This is a genomic window from Pseudoalteromonas issachenkonii (genome assembly GCF_002310795.1).
Taxonomy (GTDB): domain Bacteria; phylum Pseudomonadota; class Gammaproteobacteria; order Enterobacterales; family Alteromonadaceae; genus Pseudoalteromonas; species Pseudoalteromonas tetraodonis.
This window is the reverse complement of sequence record NZ_CP011030.1, coordinates 2266629-2288947: the sequence shown is the minus strand read 5'-3', so window position 1 is coordinate 2288947 and position 22319 is coordinate 2266629. Positions and strand designations below refer to the sequence as shown.

Below are 22319 nucleotides of genomic sequence, written 5' to 3'. Positions count from 1 at the left end.
TTTATTGTGAAAAAATTATTCAAATCAACAGCAGTTGCCGTTTTAGCTACACTTATGATGGGTACATCAGTTAACGCTTTTGCTCATAAAGTGGGTATTGTAGATATGCAAGAAATCTACAAGCAGCTTCCACAAATGGCTAAAATTGAACAGTCTCTGCAAACTGAGTTTGCAGAGCGTCGTCAAGAGCTTGAAAAGTTACAAGGTGACATTCGCTTTGAAGCTGAAAAGTTTAAGCGTGAAAGCACTACAATGAGTCAAGACCAAAAAGACGCATTACGTGATAAAATTCAAGGTATGCAAAAAAATCTTGCTGAAAAAGGTCGTCCTCTAGAGCAAGAAATTAAATCACGCCAAAATCAAGAGTTGGCTAAAGTTCAGACTCTAATCATTGAAACAATCCAAGAGATTGCTAAAAAAGGCGACTTCGACGAAGTTAAAGTAAAAGACACAACAATTTACTTTAACCCTAAAGAAGTAACTGATCTTTCTGAAAAAGTTGTACAAGCTGTAAGTAAGAAATAATTAATCTATGCAAAATTATACGCTTTCGCAAATTGCGGAACTTCTAGGCGCCGAGCTACAAGGTGATGGCGCTTTAGAAATTAAAAAGATAGCAACACTTGCAAATGCCCAGACTGGGCATATTGCATTTTTAGCGAACAAGAAATATCGCTCTCAGCTTGAAACAACACATGCCAGTGCTGTGATACTGAGTCCTGAGGATGCGCCTTATTTTTCAGGCAACAAAATCATCGTCGCCAATCCGTATGTGAATTACGCCAAACTCGCTCAGTTAATGGATACCACGCCACGTAGTGCCATTAGTGGTATACACCCAAGTGCGGTTATACATGCCAGTGCGCAAGTCAGTAAAAGCGCAGCCATAGGCGCGAATGTTGTAATTGAAGCTGACGCTGTGATTGGCGATAACGTACAAATTGGTCCGAACAGTTTTATTGGTGAACGTGTTAAAATAGGCTCAGGCACCAAACTATGGTCAAGTGTGAGCGTTTATCATGATGTTGAGATTGGCGCAGACTGTTTATTTCAAGCGAATACTGTTATTGGCAGCGACGGTTTTGGTTATGCGAATGAACGTGGTCAGTGGCTTAAAATTCCACAACTAGGCTCAGTGATCATTGGCGATAAAGTCGAAATTGGTGCAAGCACCACCATAGATCGTGGTGCACTCGATGATACTATTATTCACAGTAACGTTATTATTGATAATCAGTGTCAAATAGCACACAACGTTGAAGTTCAGTCAGGCACGGCTATTGCCGGTTGTACTGTACTTGCAGGCAGTGTCAGCATAGGTAAAAATTGCCAGATTGGCGGCATGACCGCAATTAACGGTCACATGTCTGTATGTGATGGTGTTATAATTACTGGTATGAGTATGGTGACTAAATCAATCACCGAACCGGGTATTTACTCATCCGGTATGCCTCATACGACTAACAAAGAATGGCGAAAGTCAATTGCTCATTTGCGTAACCTTTCAGACATGAAGTCACGTCTAAAAGCGCTTGAAGCATTGAATAAGTCATGAACGTTGAACACTAATAAGGATGCTATTTTGGCAAACGAATTAAATAGCCTTGATATTCAAGAAATTTTAAGTTTATTACCGCACCGTTACCCGATGCTACTGATTGATCGCGTTATAGATTTCACCCCTGGTGAATCGTTACATGCAATTAAAAACGTATCGATTAATGAACCCATTTTCACCGGCCATTTCCCAAACCAGCCGATTTTTCCTGGTGTGCTAATATTAGAGTCAATGGCACAAGCAACGGGTCTATTAGGGTTTAAAACGGTTGAAAATCGTAGTGAAAACGAACTTTACCTATTTGCAGCCGTAGACAATGCTCGTTTTAAGCAGCCGGTTGTGCCAGGTGATACCATGCATCTTCATGTTAAGTTTTTAAAAGAGCGTCGTAACATATGGAAATTTGCGGCTGAAGCTAAAGTTGACGGCAAAACAGTGTGTAGCGCCGAAATCATGTGTGCTAGAAGAGAGTTTTAATTGTGATCCATGCTACGGCAATAATCGAACCGGGTGCAAAACTTGGTAACAATGTGTCAGTTGGACCATACAGTTACATCGGTAATGATGTTGTTATTGGTGATGACTGTATTATTGAGTCTCACGTTGTTGTTAAAGGGCCTGCTACTATTGGCTCTGGTAACCATATTTTTCAGTTTGCTTCTGTGGGCGAAGCCTGCCAAGACAAAAAATATAACAACGAACCAACAAGCTTAATTATTGGCGACAATAATGTTATTCGTGAATGTGCGACTATTCATCGCGGTACAATCCAAGATGAAGGTGTTACCAAAATAGGTAGCAATAACTTATTTATGGCTTACACACACGTTGCACACGATGCGGTGATTGGCGATAACGTTATTTTTGCAAATAATGCCAGTGTAGCGGGTCACGTTCATGTTGGTGATTGGGTTATTTTAGCGGGTAACTCAGGTGTGCATCAATTTTGTAAAATTGGTGCTCATGCATTTGTTGGTATGTATTCTGGTGTAAATAAAGACGTACCTCCTTTTGTTACCACCATTGGGATGCCAGCAGGCCCTGCAGCAATCAATACCGAAGGTATGAAACGCCGTGGTTTTGAAAGCGATGAGATAATGGCAGTACGCCGCGCGTACAAAGCGTTTTATCGCAAGAGCCTAGGCGTTGATGAAGCGATAGAATCGCTTTCAGAAGACGCTGAAAAATACCCTGCTGTGCAGCTGATGATTGATTTTGTTAAAAGCTCAGAGCGCGGTATCGTGCGTTAATAAAGAGCATTTTAATTTATAAAAAAACCACCTTTGAGTAATCAAGGTGGTTTTTTATTAGCTGATATTTGATTAATAACTCAGCCATGAAGTGCATGTTGCTATGTTTATTAAATTCAGTCTCTACTCAGGCTTACCTTATTACACTCCCTACACATTTTCCTATAAAGTATTAATAATGAAACGGATAAAGTTAGTATTGCTTTCAATGCTATTGGTTATGTTAACTGCTTGTAGTACTGCGCCAAGGCAAATAATTAATCAACAAAGTGATATGTCAGAGCGAGGTAAAGCATCATTCTATGCAGACAAATATCATGGCAGAACCACGGCTAATGGCGAACGTTTTAGCCAACAGGCGGCAACTGCTGCGCACCTAAGACTCCCATTTGGTACAAAAGTGAAAGTTACCAATATTGCTAATAATAAGTCTGTAGTGGTCAGAATTAATGACAGGGGGCCTTATATTCGGGGGCGAATTATTGATTTATCTAAGGCGATGTTTAAAAAAATAGCCGACCTTAAAGTCGGCGTTATTGATGTAACGGTCACCGTTATTGATGTAACGGTCACCGTTATTGATAAAAGTAATACTGCTAAGGACTAAAAGCGGGTCGTTAACGCCGCATAGTCAGGGTGTTCATTGAGCAATTGTTGATGTGAACCTTGAGCGATGATTTGTCCACTGTCTAACCAGATGACACTATCCATTTGCGATAACAACGCTGGATCATGAGTAATTGTTAATACACTAGCATGCTCTTTTAGCTGTAAAATACTGTTCATAACGGCTTGTTTAGAAATATTATCGAGCCCTTCAGTGGGTTCATCGAGCACTACAATGGCGGGTTGTTGCAGCAGCGCTTGTGCCAAGGCAATGCGTCTTGACTGGCCTTGAGAGACACTGCGTCCCCCTGTGCCTAAACGAGTATTTAAGCCTTCTTTTAGCGCGCTAAACCAGTTACCCAGCTCGGCTTGTTTTAACGCCGCTGTCATTTGTTGCGGTGTTGCATCAGGTGCCGCATAGGCAAGATTATCGCTTAATGTACCATCAAAAATATGATGCTGCTGGGCTAAAATATTTAATGTTTTTGCACGGCTTTCATTATTTAAATTATGCAGGTTTATTGTTTCGTTTTCGTTTTGTAAGCTAATTGCACCTTGTTGCAGAGGCCATAAACCGCTTAGTAAATTCACTAAGGTTGTTTTACCACTGCCGCTTCTACCAACAATCGCCACTTTATGCTTTGCAGGTAGCTCAAAACTCACATTATTTAATGCCTGCTTTTGGCCATAGTGGTAGCTAATTTTATCTAGCGAAAGTGTCCATTTTTTATTTTTTGAATCAATTACTTGTGACGGAACCTCGTTTTTCTTTAGTACTTTATCTTCAAGGGTAAATAGTCGCTCAGCTGCTTTTAATACATTAGGTAGTTCAATAAACGCGTTGGGTAGTAACAATACGCTTTCAAAACTGGCCAGTACAAACAAACTCAACATCGCCAATTCAACATTTACCATCTCGGCGCTAAACACCAGCGGCACAATAGTGACAATGCTGGCGAGCATAGCCAGTTGCACTATAAGTAAGCTCAAACCATCAGCATTGCCAAGAGCCTTATGACGAATAAATAATTGCTGGTTATACTGCTTACTTAACTGATCACACTTAGTGAGTTGTTGGTTTCGAGCTTGGTAAATATTTAGTTCTCTAAGACCCGATAAGGTATCAGATAGCTCAGCTCTTAATTGGGCGCTGAGTAATGTTTCTTGGTGGCTGTTTTTATCTAATTGTCTGCTCAATATAGCGGGTATAACCACCCCAATAACAACGATACCCGTAAAGCAAATTAAGGCTACACTTGGGCTGTAAGCAGACATAAACAGTATAATAATAGGCACAGTGAGTAAGGCTACCAACATCGGTAGCAACACATTTAAATAAAACTTATCTAGTGCGTCTACATCATTTTGTAAGCGGTTAACTAAATCGGCACTGCGGCTCATAGCTAAATCAAGGTTATTAAGTTTACTGAGTGTGGCGAACATATTTACTCGTATTTCACTTAACAATAAAAATGTGGCGTTGTGAGTAACTAAGCGTTCAGCGTAACGTGAAGCGGTGCGCACAATCGCCAAAAAACGAATGGTGCCAGCCGGGGTAAAGTAGTTCATATGGACGCCTGCAATTCCTGCGGCAGCCATTGAAGCTAAAAACCAGCCGGAAATAGCGAGTAAGCCTACATTAGCTAGCACCGTGAGTGACGCTAGAAACGTCCCTAAAAGCATCGCTTTATAATGAGGGCGGCACAATTTAAGTAAACGAATAAAGTTAGTCATTAGTCGCTCCATGTTGCGCTGTTTGCAGCAGCTTTGCAAATTCGCCAGCTTGCTGGCTGAGCGTTATAAAGTCGCCTTGCTGAGCGATGGCACCGTTTTCCATAACGATAAGTTGTTTGGCATTTCTTACTGTATTTAAGCGGTGCGCTATGGTGATCACTAAGTGTTCTTTTGCATATTCAGCAATAGCGTTTTGAATGAGCTGTTCAGTTTGACTGTCTAAATGAGCGGTTGGCTCATCAAGCATTAAAATAGGAGCGTTTTTTAAAAATGCACGAGCTAAAGCAATACGCTGCTTTTGTCCTCCAGAGAGCCCTTCGCCTTGTTCACCTATTAATGTGTTAAACCCATCAGGTAAGTCGTTAATAAATTCCAGCGCACCAGCTTGCTGCGCCGCCTGCTCAAGTGCTGCATTTGAAACGCCTGGGTTACCTAGCTTTATATTAGCGCCAATGGTGTCGTAAAATAAGGTTGGCTTTTGTGGGATCCAGGCAATGTTTTGTTGTAATTGGCTTATATCGGCTGTCGTCAATGGTTGTTGGTCAATGGATATGTGTTGTATTACTTCTGGGTGAAAACCAAGCATGCAATCAAGTAGGGTGCTCTTACCTGAGCCGCTCGCTCCCACAATGGCTACTAGTCCTGTGCTTGGCAGGGTTAAATTAATATTATTAATTCCCTCATTGCTATTAGGGTAACTAAAATTGAGATCATGGACGCTGATAGTGCTGTTACCCTCCATGTTTATATGAGCTGTGTGGTTATTATTTTTTGATGGCAGTGGTGCATTTAAAATGATTAGCATATCTGCAGCAGCACTAATTCCTTGTAAGCGCGCATGATAATGGCTGCCTAATTGGCGAAGCGGTAAGTAAAATTCAGGCGCTAGCAGCAATACTACAAAGCCGGTTGCAAAATCGAGCGTGCCAAAAAATAATCTAAAACCAATAATAACCGCTACCAGTGCCACACTAATTGTGGCTAAAAACTCCAGTGCAAAAGAAGATAAAAAAGCAATTTTTAACACGCTTAGCGTTGCATGCCTAAAATCATCTGAAATTTGGGCTATTTGCTTTAGCTCTTTGCGCGTAGCATTAAATAATTTTAGTTGGGTAAGCCCTTGTATGCGGTCAAAAAAGTAGTTGCCTAATACCGCCAGTTGTTGCCAGCGCTTTTGGTTAAGCGCTTCTGCCTTATGACCAACTAGAATCATAAAAAACGGAATAAGTGGTGCGGTTAATAAAAATATCAGTCCCGCTTTATAATCGGTCGGAAATATAACCACCAATATTGCCAGAGGAATAAGCGCACTATAGGCAACCCCTGGTAAGTACTTTGCATAGTAGTCATGCAGTGCTTCTACACCATTGTGCAGCGTGTTGAGCGTAGCGCCTTGGCCGTGTTGCTCTATATAACTTGGCCCAAGTAGCGTGAGTTTATCGAGTAAAGTTTGGCGAATAGCCGATTTGATTTTAAGCGCTGCAAATGCGCTTAAGCGCTCACTTAACGCTAAAAAAATGGCGCGCAGTAAAATAATACCCGCTAAAGGCCATAAAAAGTGGGTTACTTGGGCTAAATTACGCCCTTCAAACATCACATCATGAATGGTTTGTGCAAGTAAATAAGCGCCTGCAATCATTAAAATCGCATTAACTGTACCTAGGGCAATGCTTAGCTTTAACCACATTGCTGCCGGCTTACTTTGCTGCTTTAAAAAAGCGCGCAGAGACTGTTGCTGCGCGCGATTAGGTCGGGGGTTAGTCGTCATTATGAGTTGTATTATGCTCGTTTAATAAATCATGGGTGGCTTGTTCATCATCAGCAATGCTGTTTTTATTTTGATGAAACTCATACCACATTACATTTATTACGCCTAAGGTACAGGCAAGTAATACACCTAAAATCCACGCGAAATACCACATAATTTAGTCTCCTTAATAGCTGCCGTGAGGGTTGTTTTCAATTTCATCAACCGTCACTCTGCGCCACATTTTTACATAACACCACGTGGTGTAGGCTAAAATGAGTGGCACAAATATAACCACAGCAATAAACATAACATTGAGTGTTCTGTGGCTTGATACCGCATCCCAAATGGTTAAGCTAATATCAGGGTTGTTACTTGAGGGCATGATAAATGGGAATAACGAAACGCCCGCGGTCATAATCACTCCAATTAACATCACACTGGTTGCCAGTAAGCCTAAAGCGGGTTTATTTACTTTAGAAAACAGCAGTGCACACAGTGCCATTGCAAATGCCAAAATAGGGAAGGTCATTGTCCATGGGCGTTCGCTGTAGTTATTAAGCCATGCGCCTTGGGCGGTTGTGACTACTTTTGCCAGTGGATCTGCATGGCCTTGAGTATCACCCATAGAAACAATTTGATAGCCCGTTAGGTTGGCAACCCACACACCAGCCGCCGCAAATAACACTATAAAGGCAAGTAATGAGTAGCGACCGTATTGTCCTGAGCGCTCAGCAACCTGATCTGCAGTGCGCAGTTGTAGCCACATTCCCGCGTGTGCAATTAACATGGTAATACTAACTAAACCGGCAATGAGCGCAAATGGATTAAGTAAAGCAAAAAACGAACCTTGGTAACTGACTCTTAATAAATTATCGATATTAAACGGTACACCCAAAAACAAGTTACCAAACGCGACACCAAATACCAGCGCAGGTATGGCACTACCGGCAAACAAGCCCCAGTCCCAGTTATTACGCCAGCGTTTAGAGTCAACTTTAGAGCGATAATCAAAGCCAAGAGGCCTAAAAAATAATGCAAATAACACCAGCATCATGGCAAAGTAAAAACCAGAAAACGCTGCCGCATAAACCATAGGCCACGCTGCAAACAAGGCACCGCCTGCAGTAATAAACCATACTTGGTTACCATCCCAGTGGGCACCAATGGTATTAATAACGGTACGCCGTTCACTGTCTGTTTTGCCCACAAAGCGCAGTAACATAGCAACGCCCATGTCCATACCATCGGTGATGGCAAAACCAATTAACAGCACACCAATAATTAACCACCAGAGCATTTTTAATGTTTCATAATCAAAAATCATGATAGTTCTCCTTTAGCAGCTGTGCTGTGATCAGGTAATTCAAAATGGTACTTACCGGTATGCAAAGAGCTTGGGCCTTGCTTAATAAATTTAATCATTAACCATGCTTCAACAATCGCCAATCCAGTATAGAAAACAATAAAACCAGTTAAGCTAATTAAAATATCATTTACCGTCAGCGATGACGTTGCTAAAAAGGTCGGTAATACTTCAGAAATAGCCCATGGCTGGCGGCCATATTCAGCCACAATCCAACCAAATTCAATAGCAATCCAAGGCAGAGGAATGCTCAATACCGCCGCCCACAACAACCAACGTTTTTGTTCAATAATACGATGGGCGTTGTAATAAAAAGAAAGGATGAATACGCCAAGCATAATTACGCCACAGCCAACCATAATCCTAAATGACCAAAACATTGGGCCCACTTTAGGGAAGGAGTCTTTAACGGCTTGTTGTATTTGTGCCTCGCTGGCATCTACCACATTAGGAGTGTAACGTTTTAGTAATAAGCCATAGCCTAAATCATCTTTCACGTTATCAAACTTTTCGATATTTGCAGGGGTATCGTCACCTGCGCGAAGTTTTTCTAGGTATTCATAAGCAATCATGCCATTGCGAATACGCTTTTCGTGTTTTTTCTCAAGATCAGAAATACCAATCACTTGCTCATCAAGTGAGCGTGTTGCAATAATCCCTAATGCGTAGGGAATTTTTACTGCAGCATGAGTGACTTGCTCTTCTGAGTCAGGGAAACCTATTGCAGTAAAGGCAGCTGGAGCTTCTTCTGTATGCCATTCAGCTTCTATGGTCGCGAGTTTTACTTTTTGTACTTCACCGACTTCGTAGCCAGATTCATCACCGAGTAAAATAACACATAAAATAGAGGCTAAACCAAAGCCAGACGCCACCGAGAACGACCGTTTAGCAAATGCCAAATCACGTCCTTTTAATATGTACCAGCTACTAATCCCAAGCACAAACATAGATGCAGCAACATAACCTGCAGACACAGTATGAATAAATTTAACTTGCGCTACAGGGTTAAATACCAGCTCTGCAAAACTAGTCATTTCCATGCGCATGGTTTGATAGTTAAACTCAGCCCCTACTGGATTTTGCATCCACGCATTAGCGACTAAAATCCACAGCGCAGACATATTTGTGCCCAGCGCCATTAAAAATGTGACCCCTAAATGCTGGCGTTTAGAGAGCCTATCCCAACCTAAAAAGAACATTCCCACAAAGGTTGATTCTAAAAAGAAGGCCATTAAGCCTTCAATGGCCAGTGGCGCACCAAATACATCACCCACATAATGCGAGTAATACGACCAGTTAGTACCAAACTCAAATTCCATGGTGAGGCCCGTCGCCACGCCAATAGCAAAGTTAATACCAAATAACTTGCCCCAAAACTTAGTCATATCACGATAAATTTCGCGACCGGTCATAACATAAACCGATTCCATGATAACTAAAATCCAGGTCATACCGATTGTTAACGGCACAAATAAAAAATGAAATAGAGCGGTGACAGCAAACTGTAATCGCGATAGATCCACAAAGGTTTCATCTATCATTTTTGGCTCCTTTGGTTGTGATGCAGTGACAGCACAAAGCAATTGTTAATGTTTTAATAAACTTTCAGTAATTTCTGAAAGTTTGCATCATTATTAGCGTTTGTACAATTTTTGTCAATATGTATATTAGAAAACTTTAATATACTATGACATTACATCAGTCTATAAAATACGCAATCATCAATTAAGAGTAAGTTAGAAAAAAGTGGTGTGTTTTAAGCGTTTAACCTAGCCTTAAAACACGGTAAACTAATCGGTATGAATGCCGGGTTTACTTGTGAAAAAATAGCAAATGAAAAAAGATAAAAAACAACTACGAATTGGTATTGTGGCAGGTGAACTGTCGGGCGATATTTTAGGTGAAGGGCTCATAAAAGCGCTTAAAATACACTTTCCTGATGCCACTTTTGAAGGTATTGCAGGCCCTAAAATGCAAGCTCAAGGCTGCAAAACGCTGTTTGATATGGATGAGTTGTCGGTTATGGGCTTGGTTGAAGTCCTAGGCCGTTTACCGCGCTTGCTAAAAATCCGCAAACAACTCGTGCAGCACTTTGTTAATAACCCTCCTGATGTATTTATTGGTATTGATGCGCCGGACTTTAATTTACGTGTAGAAAAACCGTTAAAAGATGCAGGCATCAAAACCGTGCAATACGTAAGCCCTTCAGTGTGGGCGTGGCGTGAAAAACGTATTCACACTATAAGTGCAGCAACTAACTTAGTATTGGCTTTATTGCCTTTTGAAAAAGAATTTTACGACAAACACCAAGTACCGTGTACTTTTGTAGGCCATACATTAGCTGACGACATTGCACTTAAGCACGACGATAGCCAAGCCCGCAGCCAACTAGGCTTAAGTGCTGATGATAAGGTGTTAGCGTTATTGCCCGGGAGCCGGGGCTCAGAAGTGGGCTTGTTAAGCGAAACTTACATAAAAACAGCGACGCAGTTACAAGCGCAGAACCCTGCATTAAAAGTCGTGGTGCCACTGGTGAACGAAAAGCGCAAAGCGCAGTTTATTGCTATTTTAAATGCCACAGCGCCCTCACTTAATGTTAACTTACTGGATGGGCAATCAAATTTAGCCATGCAAGCCGCCGATGCTATATTGCTTGCATCAGGTACAGCAACGCTTGAGGGCATGTTATATAAAAAGCCAATGGTGGTTGGTTATAAAATTAAACCCATGAGTTACTGGATTTTTAAAACCTTATTTACCTTTAATATTAAATATTTTTCGCTACCCAATTTATTGGCAGATGAAGAGTTAGTACCAGAGTTTTTACAAAGTGAGTGTAATGTCGCTAACTTAACAGCAGCACTTACCCCTATGCTCAATAGCGATAATAAAGAATTAAAAGCACGCTTTTTAGCCATACATGAAAAAATTAGATTAGATGCAAGTAAACAAGCTGCAAATGCAGTGGCGGAGTTAATAGATGCAAATTGAACGACCCAATGTAACCTTAATAGCCGGTGTGGATGAAGTTGGTCGTGGACCGCTGGTGGGTGATGTGGTTACAGCCGCTGTTATTTTAAATCCCGCTAAACCGATTGCTGGCCTTGCCGACTCTAAAAAATTAACCGATAAAAAGCGCCAATTATTAGCCATCGAAATAAAAGAAAAAGCACTGTGTTACGCCATTGGCCGTTGTAGCCCCAGTGAAATAGATGAGTTAAATATATTACAAGCCACTATGCTTGCTATGAGCCGCGCGGTGGAAGCGCTTAGCACAGTGCCTGAATTTGTGTTTGTAGATGGAAACCGCCTTCCTAAATTAGCCATGCCCGCACAAGCGGTGGTAAAAGGCGATAGCCTAGTTGCTGAAATATCAGCCGCGTCTATTTTAGCAAAAGTTGCCCGGGATGATGAAATGATTGAACTTGATGCACGCTACCCACAATATGGGTTTGCAGGGCATAAGGGGTATCCAACTAAGGCACATTTTGCAGCGCTTGAACAATACGGTGCGATAGATGAGTATCGCAAGAGCTTTAAACCTGTGCAGCGTGTGCTTGCGCTTTCGGGTAAGGAGTAATTATGGCGGCTCCTGAATTTGTTCATCTAAGAGTTCACTCAGACTTTTCAATGGTTGATGGTTTGGCAAAAACCAAACCAATCGTCGCTAAAGCACAAGAGCTTGAAATGCCAGCGTTGGCAATTACCGATCAAATGAACTTTTGTGGTCTGGTGCGTTTTTATGGCGCAGCGCATAATGCGGGTATTAAGCCGATTGTTGGTGCGGATTTTTGGGTACGTAGCCCAGAATTCCCCGACGAACCAAGCCGATTAACATTATTAGCCAAAGATAACATTGGCTATAAAAATATTACTTTATTGATCTCTAAAGCCTATCAACGTGGCCATGTTTTTCATCGCCCTGTCATTGACCGTGAGTGGTTAGTTGATTTAAAAGAGGGGCTTATCATACTCTCGGGCGCCAAAGATGGCGATTTAGGAAAAGCCTTAATAAAAGGTAACCCCGCTATTGTTGAGTCGGTGGTCAGTTTTTATAAACAGCATTTTAGCGATCATTATTATATAGAGCTTATTCGTACCAACCGTGCTCAAGAAGAAAATTATTTGCACATGGCGGTGGAGCTTGCAACAAATGAGCAATTGCCAGTAGTGGCCACCAATGAAGTGGTATTTTTAAAACCTGAAAACTTTGAAGCCCATGAAATTCGTGTGGCTATTTTTGATGGTTACACTCTAGATGATAAACGCCGACCAAAGCGTTTTTCACAAGAGCAATACCTAAAAACGCCAGAACAAATGGCAGAGCTATTTAGTGATATTCCAGAAGCGCTACAAAATACCGTAGAAATTGCAAAGCGCTGTAATGTAACCGTGCAATTAGGTGAGTATTTCCTACCAGATTACCCGACGGGCTCACTAAAAATTGATGAGTTTTTGGTTAAAGTGTCACAAGACGGCCTTGAAGAACGATTACAGTTTTTATTTCCTGACGAGCAAGAACGTCAAGAAAAACGTGGCGAATACGATGAACGTTTAAAAATAGAACTTGATGTAATTAACCAAATGGGATTCCCTGGTTACTTCTTGATCGTAATGGAGTTTATTCAGTGGAGTAAAGATAACAATATTCCAGTAGGCCCAGGGCGTGGTTCAGGTGCGGGTTCATTAGTGGCTTATGCCCTTAAAATTACCGACCTTGATCCACTAGAGTTCGATTTACTCTTCGAGCGATTCTTAAACCCTGAACGTGTTTCTATGCCCGACTTTGACGTCGACTTTTGCATGGATAGGCGTGATGAAGTAATTGATCATGTATCGGCCTTGTATGGCCGTGACGCGGTATCGCAAATTATTACCTTTGGTACTATGGCAGCAAAAGCGGTAATACGCGATGTAGGCCGGGTACTTGGTCATCCGTATGGGTTTGTCGATCGTATTTCTAAGCTTATTCCGGGCGACCCTGGGATGACACTGGCTAAAGCATTTGACGTAGAACCCCGTTTGCAAGAAGCCTACGACGGCGATGAAGAAGTTAAAGACTTAATCGACATGTGTCGTATTCTTGAGGGTTGTACCCGTAATGCCGGTAAACACGCAGGGGGGGTTGTAATATCGCCGACCACCATTACCGATTTTGCGGCGCTCTATTGCGATGACGAAGGCAAGTTTCCAGTTACTCAGTTTGATAAAAACGATGTAGAAACCGCGGGTTTAGTTAAGTTTGACTTTTTAGGCTTACGGACGCTCACCATATTACAGTGGGCGCTGGATATGACCAATGAGCGCTTAAAGCGTGAAGGCAAACAGCCGGTCGATATCAACACCATTCCATTGGATGATAAAAAAAGTATAGAGTTACTGCTGCGCGCTGAAACCACCGCGGTATTCCAGCTAGAATCACGCGGCATGAAAGACCTAGTTCGCCGATTAAAGCCCGATTGCTTTGAAGATATGATAGCCCTAGTGGCCTTATTCCGCCCAGGTCCACTGCAATCAGGCATGGTAGATAACTTCATCGACCGAAAACTCGGCAGAGAAGAAATCTCATATCCCGATGCGCAATACCAACACGAAAGTTTAAAGCCGATTCTTGAGCCGACATACGGCATTATTTTGTATCAAGAACAAGTTATGCAAATAGCGCAGGTACTGGCCGGTTATACACTGGGCGGCGCCGACATGTTACGTCGTGCTATGGGTAAGAAAAAGCCTGAAGAAATGGCAAAACAGCGCTCAACCTTTGAAGAAGGCGCACGTAACAACGGTATTGACGGCGAACTGGCAATAAAAATATTTGACTTGGTTGAAAAGTTTGCGGGTTACGGTTTTAACAAATCTCACTCAGCAGCTTATGCATTAGTATCGTATCAAACGCTGTGGATGAAAACGCATTATCCGGCCGAGTTTATGGCGGCGGTAATGTCGGCTGATATGGATAACACCGACAAAATAGTAACGCTGGTGGATGAATGTGAAAACATGAAACTCACCTTGTTACCGCCCGATGTAAACGCGGGTGAATACAAGTTTACTGTTAACCTTCAAGGTGAAATTGTCTATGGCATAGGGGCAATTAAAGGTGTGGGTGAAGCGCCGGTTGATGCCATATTAGAGGCGCGAGCAAAAGGCGGCCCATTTAAAGACCTATTTGATTTTTGTGCGCGTGTTGATTTAAAACGCTTAAATAAACGCGTTACCGAGAAATTAATTTATGCAGGCGCATTAGACCAACTAGGGCCTGAAAAAACTCAACCTGGGCGAGCAACACTATTAGCCAGCTTAAAAGATGCGATGCGCGCAGCCGATCAGCACAACAAAGCTGAATTATTAGGGCAAAGTGATTTATTTGGTTTACTTGCTACAGAGCCTGATGAAGTAGAGCAAGCGTTTATAAAAGCGACACCGCTTACGGATAATCAGTGGCTTGATGGCGAAAAAGACACCCTAGGCCTTTATTTAACCGGACATCCTATAAACCAGTATCGACGAGAGCTTGGGCATTATACTAGTGGTCGACTCATCGACTTACAACCAACTAATCGTGATGTGCTCTCAACCGGAGCAGGTTTAGTGATTGCAGCGAGAACCTTAATTAATAAAAAAGGAAATCGTTGGGGGCTGATAACTTTAGATGACAAAAGCGCCCGAATTGATGTACGCTTGTTTCCAGAACAGTTTGAAATGTACCAAGATATGTTGCAAATCAACAATATTTTGGTGATATCCGGACAGGTCAGCTTTGATAACTTCTCTGGTGGTATTACAATGACCGCCAGAGAAATAAACACCATTGCTCAGGCGCGTGAAAAGCGTATAAAAGCGATTAAGATGACGCTGAATATGGTGCAGATCGAGGCTGGTTTCTTCGATAAATTACAAAAAGTACTCGAACCATACAAAATGGGAACGTGTCCGATCAAGGTATATTATCAACGCCCCGATGCGTTGGTGCAATTAACCCTAGGGATCGAATGGTGTGTTACGCCAAGTGACGACTTAATTCATAAGTTATCGCTGATGGCAGCGCAAAATGTAGAACTAGAATTTAACTAATTAGGTAGTTTAGAGCATGAGCCTCAATTATCTTGATTTTGAGCTTCCAATTGCAGAATTAGAAGCAAAAATTGAAGAATTACAAAATGTAAGCCGCGCTGGCGAATTAGACCTTGGATTAGAAGAGGAAGTCAGCAAACTTAAAGAAAAGAGCGCACAAATGAAGGAGAAAATTTTCTCTGAACTAGGCGCTTGGCAAGTATCACAGTTAGCACGTCATCCGTTGCGTCCTTATACTCGAGATTACATCGAGCGTATTTTTACGGAATTTGACGAATTTGCGGGTGATCGCACGTTTGCTAACGACCCTGCCATTTTAGGCGGCGTAGCCCGCTTAGATGGTGAGCCAGTAATGGTGATCGGTCAGCAAAAAGGCCGTGGTACTGCTGAAAAAATCAAACGTAATTTTGGCATGCCAAAACCTGAAGGTTACCGTAAAGCATTGCGCTTAATGGAAATGGCAGAGCGTTTTAAAATGCCAATCATGACCTTTATCGACACCCCAGGTGCATACCCTGGTGTTGGCGCTGAAGAGCGTGGTCAGTCTGAAGCAATTGCACGTAACCTAAAAGTAATGGCCGCACTTAAAGTACCAACAATTTGTACTGTTATTGGTGAAGGTGGTTCAGGTGGTGCATTAGCCATTGGTGTGGGCGACAGAGTAAACATGTTGCAATACAGCACTTACTCGGTTATTTCACCAGAGGGTTGTGCCTCTATTTTATGGAAAAGTGCTGATAAAGCACCATTGGCTGCAGAGGCAATGGGTGTAACAGCAGAGCGTGTTAAAGAGCTAGATTTAATTAATAATTTAGTTGAAGAGCCTCTAGGCGGCGCGCACCGTAATTATGATGCGATGGCACGTAACTTAAAAGTACGCCTTAAGCGCGATTTAGCAGACCTACAAGCGTTATCGCTTGAAGAGATGCTTGACCAACGTTACAAGCGTTTAATGTCGTTTGGTTATTGTTAAAAATAGCTAAATGTAGCTAAATGTAGCTAAATATAGAAAAAAGCCGCCTATGCGGCTTTTTTTGTTTTAAAATACCGTAACGTAGAGCCTTTATTGTTCGGGTTATTAGCAATTTACTCATTGGGTATATTAATGCACAAAACACCTATTTATCTGCAGGTAAAAAAAGCCCTTAATCACTACTTAGAAAATGGGCAATTCACATTTACAGTAGCCTTATCTGGAGGGGTAGACTCGGTGGTGCTGTTGCAGGTAATGCATGCGTTAAAAGAGCAGTGCCCACATTTAAATTTAAGTGCAATTTATGTCAATCATGGCTTAAGTGATAACGCCCATCACTGGCAGCAATTTTGCCAAGCACGCTGTGAGCAGCTTTCAATTGATTTTAAGGCGGTAAACGTCATTATTGAGCCGAAATCGCGCACCAGTATTGAAGCGCAGGCTCGCGAAGCGCGTTATCAAGCGCTTGATGAACACAGCCCAAGTGATAGTGTTATTTTGTTAGGCCAGCATTTAAATGACCAAGTAGAGACATTTTTACTTCGTTTAAAGCGCGGCTCAGGCTTAAAAGGGCTCGGCGCTATGCAGCAAACTCGCGTGCTTGAAAGTGGCCGTGAGTGCTATAGGCCATTACTTGGGGTAAAACGCAGCGACATAGAAGCGTTTGCGCAGCAATTTAATATTAGCCATATTACTGATGAATCAAACTCCAATGAATGCTTTGATCGTAATTTTTTGCGTCAACAAATCGTGCCCAAGTTGGCAGAGCGTTTTACTGGGTTTGAGCAGTGTACAGCCCGTAGTATAGAATTATTACAACAGCAACAAGCACTGCTTGATGAATATACCCAGCAAGATCTCGCACAGTGTATTAACCAACATCAGGCGCTTAATATACAAAACATGGCTCATTACAGCGCTATTCGCATTGCGAATCTTCTGCGTGCATGGCTGGCTTTATTTACCCATACCATGCCTTCGCAAAAACAGTTAATGCAAATAATGAGTCAGGCTATTCATGCACAAGCTGATGCGCAAATAAAAATTGAGCTAAGCGATGGACAAATACGCCGCCATCAAGGTTATCTTTATTTTGTGCAGCCGACGCCTTTAGCCGTTAATATTGAACGCGTAACAAGTCGCGAACTAGTGCTGAATGACGGACAAATACTACAATGCCTGCAGGGAATAGGTATACGCGCCCCTAAACCTGATGAACAAGTCAGTGTTCGTTTTAACTGTAATAGTGCGCGTATTAAACCACTCAAAAAACCAGGCAGTAATAGCCTTAAACATTGGTTTAAAGATGCAAAAGTAGCGCCTTGGCTACGTGCTGATATTCCATTAATTTTTTACAATGATGAGCTAGTTCAAGTGGTTGGCTATTTTATTAGTGATAATCACAAAGATGATACTGGTTTTATTTGGGAGTATAAATCATGAGTCAACAACCTCATGTTGGGCTGTCGCTTATAAATAAGGCACCTACTGGCATATTAATTACGCTATTGATTGCGGTTTTAGCGAATGTATTTTTAACCCTTAATATAATTACATTAGGCTACGCTGTGTTGGGCGGTATGGTATGTGCCGCCATTTTACTTGCCTATTGGTTAGGTAAGGGGGGCGTATTTTTCATTCTAGGGGTGAGTATGCCCTTACTGTTAGTGCTTTTTACACCGCTTGCGACAATTGCCGCATTACTTAATTTACTCAGTGGCTTCTTTTTTGGTTTTTGTGCCATGCTGCTAATTTATAAGTACTTTATATTAAAAAAGTAGCGTAAAAAAGCCCAGCGGGGGAGGCTAAGCTTTTTAAAAATAATGTTTTTATTACTTAATAGGCTTTTGCGCAGTTTCGCCCAGATGCTTTTGCTTTATATAAGCCTTTATCTGCGCGAGAAAATATCTCGTTCTGGCAATCGTCGCTATTAGTCAGCGTAAAACCAATACTGGCTGTGACGTTGTATTTAGACATAATCGGTGAGTTTCTGACTAAACGCATAATACGTTCAGCCACCACTTTATTGGTGGTAAAAGCCGGGTCTTCGATTAATATTGAAAACTCATCGCCACCAAAGCGAAATACCGAATCAGTCCCCCTAATACTACTAGATAAAACCGCAGCAAACTCGATTAAAACGTCATCGCCAATTTTATGACCATAGTTGTCATTTACTTGCTTAAAATTATCTAAATCAAGCAGCATTAAACTAAACGAATGACCGTTACGTCGATGATTTTCAAGCTTTTGTAGCAACATGTCATTAAATTGACTACGGTTGTTTAATCCGGTTAATGAATCTTTTGTGGCTAACCTTAATACACGGTTATACATAAGCGCATTACGCAATGGATAAATTAGTACACTATGAAAGTGTTGTAGCTTTTTCTCAATAGCCGCACTAAGCGGATACTTTGTATAATAAGTTAATGTGCCTAAGTACTCATTTTCAACTTTTAAATCAAACGAGTACGCTGGATTTTCAACATCACTATTGGGTGTTTTTACATCAATACTTGTTGCTTTAAAATGCACACCAGAAAAATTAAGCAGTTGTTTTGCAAAATTTGCAAACGTTCCTAAAATATCTTCTAAAACTAAGCTCGTTTGCAGTTTAGCTGCTAGCTCATGCAGTGCTGTCGGTGTATTGCTATTATATTGCTCTGCTGAGAACGGCAAAAATTCGCCGCGACCAGAGATACGTTGTGTCAAAATATGAACGTTTTCCACTATTTCTTCCCCCTATAGTATTACTTTTTATAACTAAGCAGGTTATATGCCATATTTACATTCTGGCTGAAACTTATACGGTTGCTATAGTTAAGTTACATTCCATTGATTGCTTATAAGGATTGCATTGCAAAATATTAATGCTCAGGTTTTTGGACTTTTAGTTGCTGCGGTTCTATTTGTATGGCTATTTAAGCGAATAGGGCTTCCCCCTGTATTAGCTTATTTAGCGGTAGGTTTACTAGCTGGTGGCCATGGCGTTGGTTGGATGGCACAAAGCCATGAAATGGACTTTATTGCTGAGCTGGGTATTGTGTTTTTGTTATTTAGTTTAGGGCTGGAGTTTTCTGTATCGCGCTTAATGGCAATGCGAAATATCGTATTTGGCTTAGGCTCATTGCAAGTCATAGTCAGCAGTATCTTGCTTATTTTAATCCTTTATTTATTAAATTTTAGTTTATTAACTAGTTTTACCATCGGCATTATTATTATGCTCTCCTCTACGGCAGTGGTTGCTAAATTATTAAAAGAGAGTGGTGATTTAAATAAACGCCGAGGGCAATTGGCAATCGGTGTTTTACTATTTCAAGACATTGCGGTTGTGCCGTTACTCATTATTTTGCCTTTATTTGCCAGCAGTGATCCCAATAGTATTGGTTGGGCATTACTGTTTGCGCTGACTAAAGGCGCGTTTGTGTGTGTATTGCTATGGGCTATTGGCAAGTGGGTTTTGCCCAAGGTGTTTAAAGAAGTGGCACTAGCACGAAGCGATGAGCTGTTTGTATTAACCACGTTATTGGTGTCTTTGTTTGCAGGGTTACTCACATACTCTTTTGGTTTATCGATGGCATTAGGGGCTTTTTTAGCAGGCATGATGCTAGGGGAGAGCCACTATCGTCATCAATTAGAGGCCGATATTCGCCCGTTTCGCGATATTCTCATGGGGTTATTTTTTGTAACCGTGGGGATGCAGTTAGACATTGGTTTTGTTGTTGATCATGCGGGTATTATTATTGTTGCCTTGATGGGCATCTTAATCTTAAAAATTGCCGTAGTGATGTTATCTTCTTTATTAATGGGAGAGCGAAAACAAGATGCGTTAGCGTGCGCTATAATGTTGTGGCAAATGGGTGAGTTTGGCTTTGTGTTAATTGCACTCGCTGCACAGCATAACTTGCTGAGCGTTGAGCAAGTATCATTTTTAATTGCCATGGGCGTAATTTCTATGGCGCTTACGCCCTATTTAATTGATAAAACCCCTTTTATTTTAAAACGACTAGGCATGTTAGAGCGCGCAAAGTTTGCCTTTGAAGAAGAGCTTCAAAGTAGCACGCTTTATCATAACCATGTGGTGATATGCGGTTTTTCTCGAGTAGGACAAACTATTGCCCGCTTTTTATCCCCAGAGGCAATTGATTATGTGGCAATAGAGAGCGACCCCATTTTAGTACAGGAAGGAAAAGCGGCGGGCGAGCCTTTAATATTTGGTCATGTTGAGCAAAAAGATATTTTAAAGTGTGCGGGGGTAGAGCGAGCGCGACTAGTCATTATTACTTTTACCGAATTTCAACAAACTCAAATAGTCATTAATGCCATTAAACAGGTTGCACCTAAGGTTAAAATACTCATAAGAACCCGTGATGATAGTCAGTTAGAGCGCTTAAAAGTGCTAGGGGTTACTGAGGTTGTGCCTGAGGCGCTTGAAGCTAGCTTAATGTTGGTGTCGCATGTGTTGTCAATGTCTGGTGTGCCAATGAGCCGTATTATTCGCCGTGTTAGTAGTGAGCGACGAAACCGTTATAAATTATTGCACAGCTTTTTTGCAGGCGAAAATATTGACAGCGATACCAACTTGCCAGAGCGTTTAGAGTATTTACATGCAATAGCCTTACCAGATAAAGCATTTGCGGTTAATAAAGCAATTAGCGAACTCAATTTAGCAAAAAGAAAAGTGCTAATTAAGGCGCTTCGCCGCGAGGGCGAAGAAATAGACACACCACAAGAACACACAATATTGTATGCTAATGATATTCTAGTGCTGCAAGGTAAACCACGGCGTGTAGAACGTGTTGAGCATTATTTACTTGATGGTATAGAGTAGCCCATCAAGCAAAAAAACTTACTCTAGCTCTAAGAACTTTCTGATTTCAGGGAGTTGTTTCATACCATCGTCGTATCCGATTTGAATTAAATGCTGGGTGTAGCGTTTTTCAAATAACAAATAGCTGGTCAAACTCGACTGAGAGCGCTTTTTTACCCCGATCATACGTAATAAAACTTTTATCGCCCAAGGCATATCATCGTAATACTGCGCGGCAATGGCATTGAAGTTTTGCGATGGATTAATAATAAAGCTATCTATTTGTTTCAATTCTTGATGCTTATGCTTATTGGGCAGTAAACCGAGTGTGCGGTTTATTCTGTCCAAGCGCTCTAAATCAGATTGCATGGTGTCGGTAAATACACTGTCGAGTAAATGCCCTGCCACGGCCGAAAGCCCCGGGAAATGTGCAGAGTACCCTGGAGGATGTGGCTCTTTGGGTTGATCAACCCCAATAATAAATATTTTATTTGCCCCTAAGTGAATAGAGGGGCTTAAAGGTGAAAGCTGATGTATTGAGCCATCGCCAAAGTAATGGTTATAAATATTCACACTTGGAAACACCATAGGAATGGCACTTGAGGCCATTAGGTGTTCAACATTGATACGAGTAGCGCGTCCTTCGCGCTTGGCTCGTTGCCAAGAATGCTGCGTATTTGACTGAAAAAAAGCAACAGAATCGCCAGTAGTATAACTGGATGCAGTAATAGACAGCGCCTCTAAATAGTCACGGTGTAAATTACGCTCAATACGATGTAAATCTAGTATATCGTTTAACAGTTTTCTAAGTGGTCGGTTATTTAACAAGCTTGCTGGTGGATGGTTTATATGCTCTGACTGGAAACTGGTTAAAATATTACGGGTAATATGACCAAACACACTTAAAAAGTCGCTTTTATATACCATCGAAGTTGAAAAGTTTTTCCAAACTGTTTCTAGTTTTCTTACCGCTAAATGCATACATGAGGCGTAACATGCTAAGGCCGCAGAATTAATTGCACCGGCAGAGGTGCCATTTATCACTCTAAAGGGGAGCGGGGCGGTTCTGGGCATACTTTGCGCTAACGCTTTCAAAACACCCACTTGATAAGCCGCTCGGGCACCACCACCTGTTAGTAATAAGGCAATTTTAGGTTTACTAGGATCGACTTGCTTAATTTTCATGTTAGGTATTTAA

At 41.6% G+C, this 22319-nt stretch carries 19 protein-coding genes; 12 read left to right on the top strand and 7 right to left on the bottom strand.

All coding sequences use genetic code 11. From position 1 onward, the window contains the following. Positions 1 to 6: 6 nt before the first annotated feature. The 5 genes from PISS_RS10595 to PISS_RS10575 all read left to right on the top strand — a co-directional run bounded on the left by PISS_RS10595 (position 7) and on the right by PISS_RS10575 (position 3415). Complete coding sequence (locus tag PISS_RS10595; protein ID WP_041695743.1) at positions 7 to 525, top strand: OmpH/Skp family outer membrane protein; 519 nt, start codon at positions 7 to 9, stop codon at positions 523 to 525. A 7-nt stretch (positions 526 to 532) separates the two neighbouring features. After that, positions 533 to 1555: a UDP-3-O-(3-hydroxymyristoyl)glucosamine N-acyltransferase gene (lpxD, locus tag PISS_RS10590; protein ID WP_058155034.1), complete on the top strand. Its 1023-nt coding sequence runs from the start codon at positions 533 to 535 to the stop codon at positions 1553 to 1555. Between the two features lie 27 nt (positions 1556 to 1582). Beyond that, positions 1583 to 2035, top strand: a complete 453-nt coding sequence (gene fabZ / locus PISS_RS10585) for a 3-hydroxyacyl-ACP dehydratase FabZ (protein ID WP_008110974.1) — start codon at positions 1583 to 1585, stop codon at positions 2033 to 2035. Between the two features lie 2 nt (positions 2036 to 2037). Continuing rightward, complete coding sequence (gene lpxA / locus PISS_RS10580) at positions 2038 to 2808, top strand: acyl-ACP--UDP-N-acetylglucosamine O-acyltransferase (protein ID WP_013465422.1); 771 nt, start codon at positions 2038 to 2040, stop codon at positions 2806 to 2808. A 178-nt stretch (positions 2809 to 2986) separates the two neighbouring features. Continuing rightward, positions 2987 to 3415, top strand: coding sequence for a septal ring lytic transglycosylase RlpA family protein (locus tag PISS_RS10575; RefSeq protein WP_058155033.1), 429 nt, complete (start codon positions 2987 to 2989; stop codon positions 3413 to 3415). Here PISS_RS10575 and cydC read toward each other — a convergent pair. The 5 genes from cydC to PISS_RS10550 are packed head-to-tail and all read right to left on the bottom strand — an operon-like array spanning position 3412 to position 9802. Then, on the bottom strand, positions 3412 to 5148 hold the full coding sequence (gene cydC / locus PISS_RS10570; protein ID WP_058155031.1) for a thiol reductant ABC exporter subunit CydC: 1737 nt from the start codon (positions 5146 to 5148) through the stop codon (positions 3412 to 3414). The two genes, PISS_RS10575 and cydC, sit on opposite strands and share 4 nt — an antisense overlap. Continuing rightward, positions 5141 to 6916 (bottom strand): thiol reductant ABC exporter subunit CydD, encoded by a 1776-nt coding sequence (cydD, locus tag PISS_RS10565; protein ID WP_058155029.1) that lies wholly within the window; start codon positions 6914 to 6916, stop codon positions 5141 to 5143. Before cydD ends, cydC begins: the two co-directional genes overlap by 8 nt. After that, entirely contained in the window at positions 6906 to 7070 is a 165-nt protein-coding gene (gene cydX, locus PISS_RS10560) for a cytochrome bd-I oxidase subunit CydX (protein ID WP_013465418.1), read from the bottom strand. The genes cydD and cydX overlap by 11 nt, the downstream gene beginning before the upstream one ends. Before the next feature lie 12 nt (positions 7071 to 7082). Next, positions 7083 to 8222, bottom strand: a complete 1140-nt coding sequence (gene cydB / locus PISS_RS10555) for a cytochrome d ubiquinol oxidase subunit II (RefSeq protein WP_058155027.1) — start codon at positions 8220 to 8222, stop codon at positions 7083 to 7085. Beyond that, positions 8219 to 9802 carry a cytochrome ubiquinol oxidase subunit I gene (locus PISS_RS10550; RefSeq protein ID WP_013465416.1) on the bottom strand — a complete coding sequence of 528 codons (1584 nt, stop codon included), beginning with the start codon at positions 9800 to 9802 and terminating at the stop codon, positions 8219 to 8221. The genes cydB and PISS_RS10550 overlap by 4 nt, the downstream gene beginning before the upstream one ends. 292 nt (positions 9803 to 10094) lie before the next feature. Between PISS_RS10550 and lpxB the strand changes: the two genes are divergently transcribed. From lpxB to PISS_RS10520, 6 genes are all read left to right on the top strand, one after another. Further along, positions 10095 to 11252 (top strand): lipid-A-disaccharide synthase, encoded by a 1158-nt coding sequence (gene lpxB, locus PISS_RS10545; protein ID WP_013465415.1) that lies wholly within the window; start codon positions 10095 to 10097, stop codon positions 11250 to 11252. Next, positions 11242 to 11841 (top strand): ribonuclease HII, encoded by a 600-nt coding sequence (rnhB, locus tag PISS_RS10540; protein ID WP_024601809.1) that lies wholly within the window; start codon positions 11242 to 11244, stop codon positions 11839 to 11841. The genes lpxB and rnhB overlap by 11 nt, the downstream gene beginning before the upstream one ends. Positions 11842 to 11843: 2 nt before the next feature. Then, the gene (gene dnaE / locus PISS_RS10535; protein WP_058155026.1) at positions 11844 to 15335 is read left to right on the top strand and encodes a DNA polymerase III subunit alpha; all 3492 of its coding nucleotides are present in this window, start codon (positions 11844 to 11846) and stop codon (positions 15333 to 15335) included. Positions 15336 to 15351: 16 nt separating this feature from the next. Continuing rightward, positions 15352 to 16308, top strand: a complete 957-nt coding sequence (gene accA, locus PISS_RS10530; RefSeq protein WP_008467493.1) for an acetyl-CoA carboxylase carboxyl transferase subunit alpha — start codon at positions 15352 to 15354, stop codon at positions 16306 to 16308. A 132-nt stretch (positions 16309 to 16440) separates the two neighbouring features. After that, on the top strand, positions 16441 to 17751 hold the full coding sequence (gene tilS, locus PISS_RS10525) for a tRNA lysidine(34) synthetase TilS (RefSeq protein WP_058155024.1): 1311 nt from the start codon (positions 16441 to 16443) through the stop codon (positions 17749 to 17751). Then, positions 17748 to 18089, top strand: a complete 342-nt coding sequence (locus PISS_RS10520) for a hypothetical protein (RefSeq protein WP_058155023.1) — start codon at positions 17748 to 17750, stop codon at positions 18087 to 18089. Before tilS ends, PISS_RS10520 begins: the two co-directional genes overlap by 4 nt. A gap of 55 nt (positions 18090 to 18144) precedes the next feature. On the opposite strand, the gene PISS_RS10515 is transcribed toward PISS_RS10520, so the two are convergent. After that, on the bottom strand, positions 18145 to 19041 hold the full coding sequence (locus tag PISS_RS10515) for a GGDEF domain-containing protein (RefSeq protein ID WP_008467488.1): 897 nt from the start codon (positions 19039 to 19041) through the stop codon (positions 18145 to 18147). Positions 19042 to 19168: 127 nt separating this feature from the next. Between PISS_RS10515 and PISS_RS10510 the strand changes: the two genes are divergently transcribed. Further along, positions 19169 to 21142, top strand: coding sequence for a monovalent cation:proton antiporter family protein (locus PISS_RS10510; protein WP_058155021.1), 1974 nt, complete (start codon positions 19169 to 19171; stop codon positions 21140 to 21142). Positions 21143 to 21160: 18 nt separating this feature from the next. Here PISS_RS10510 and PISS_RS10505 read toward each other — a convergent pair whose 3' ends face one another. Then, positions 21161 to 22306 (bottom strand): patatin-like phospholipase family protein, encoded by a 1146-nt coding sequence (locus PISS_RS10505; RefSeq protein WP_016899295.1) that lies wholly within the window; start codon positions 22304 to 22306, stop codon positions 21161 to 21163. Between the last annotated feature and the right edge of the window lie 13 nt (positions 22307 to 22319).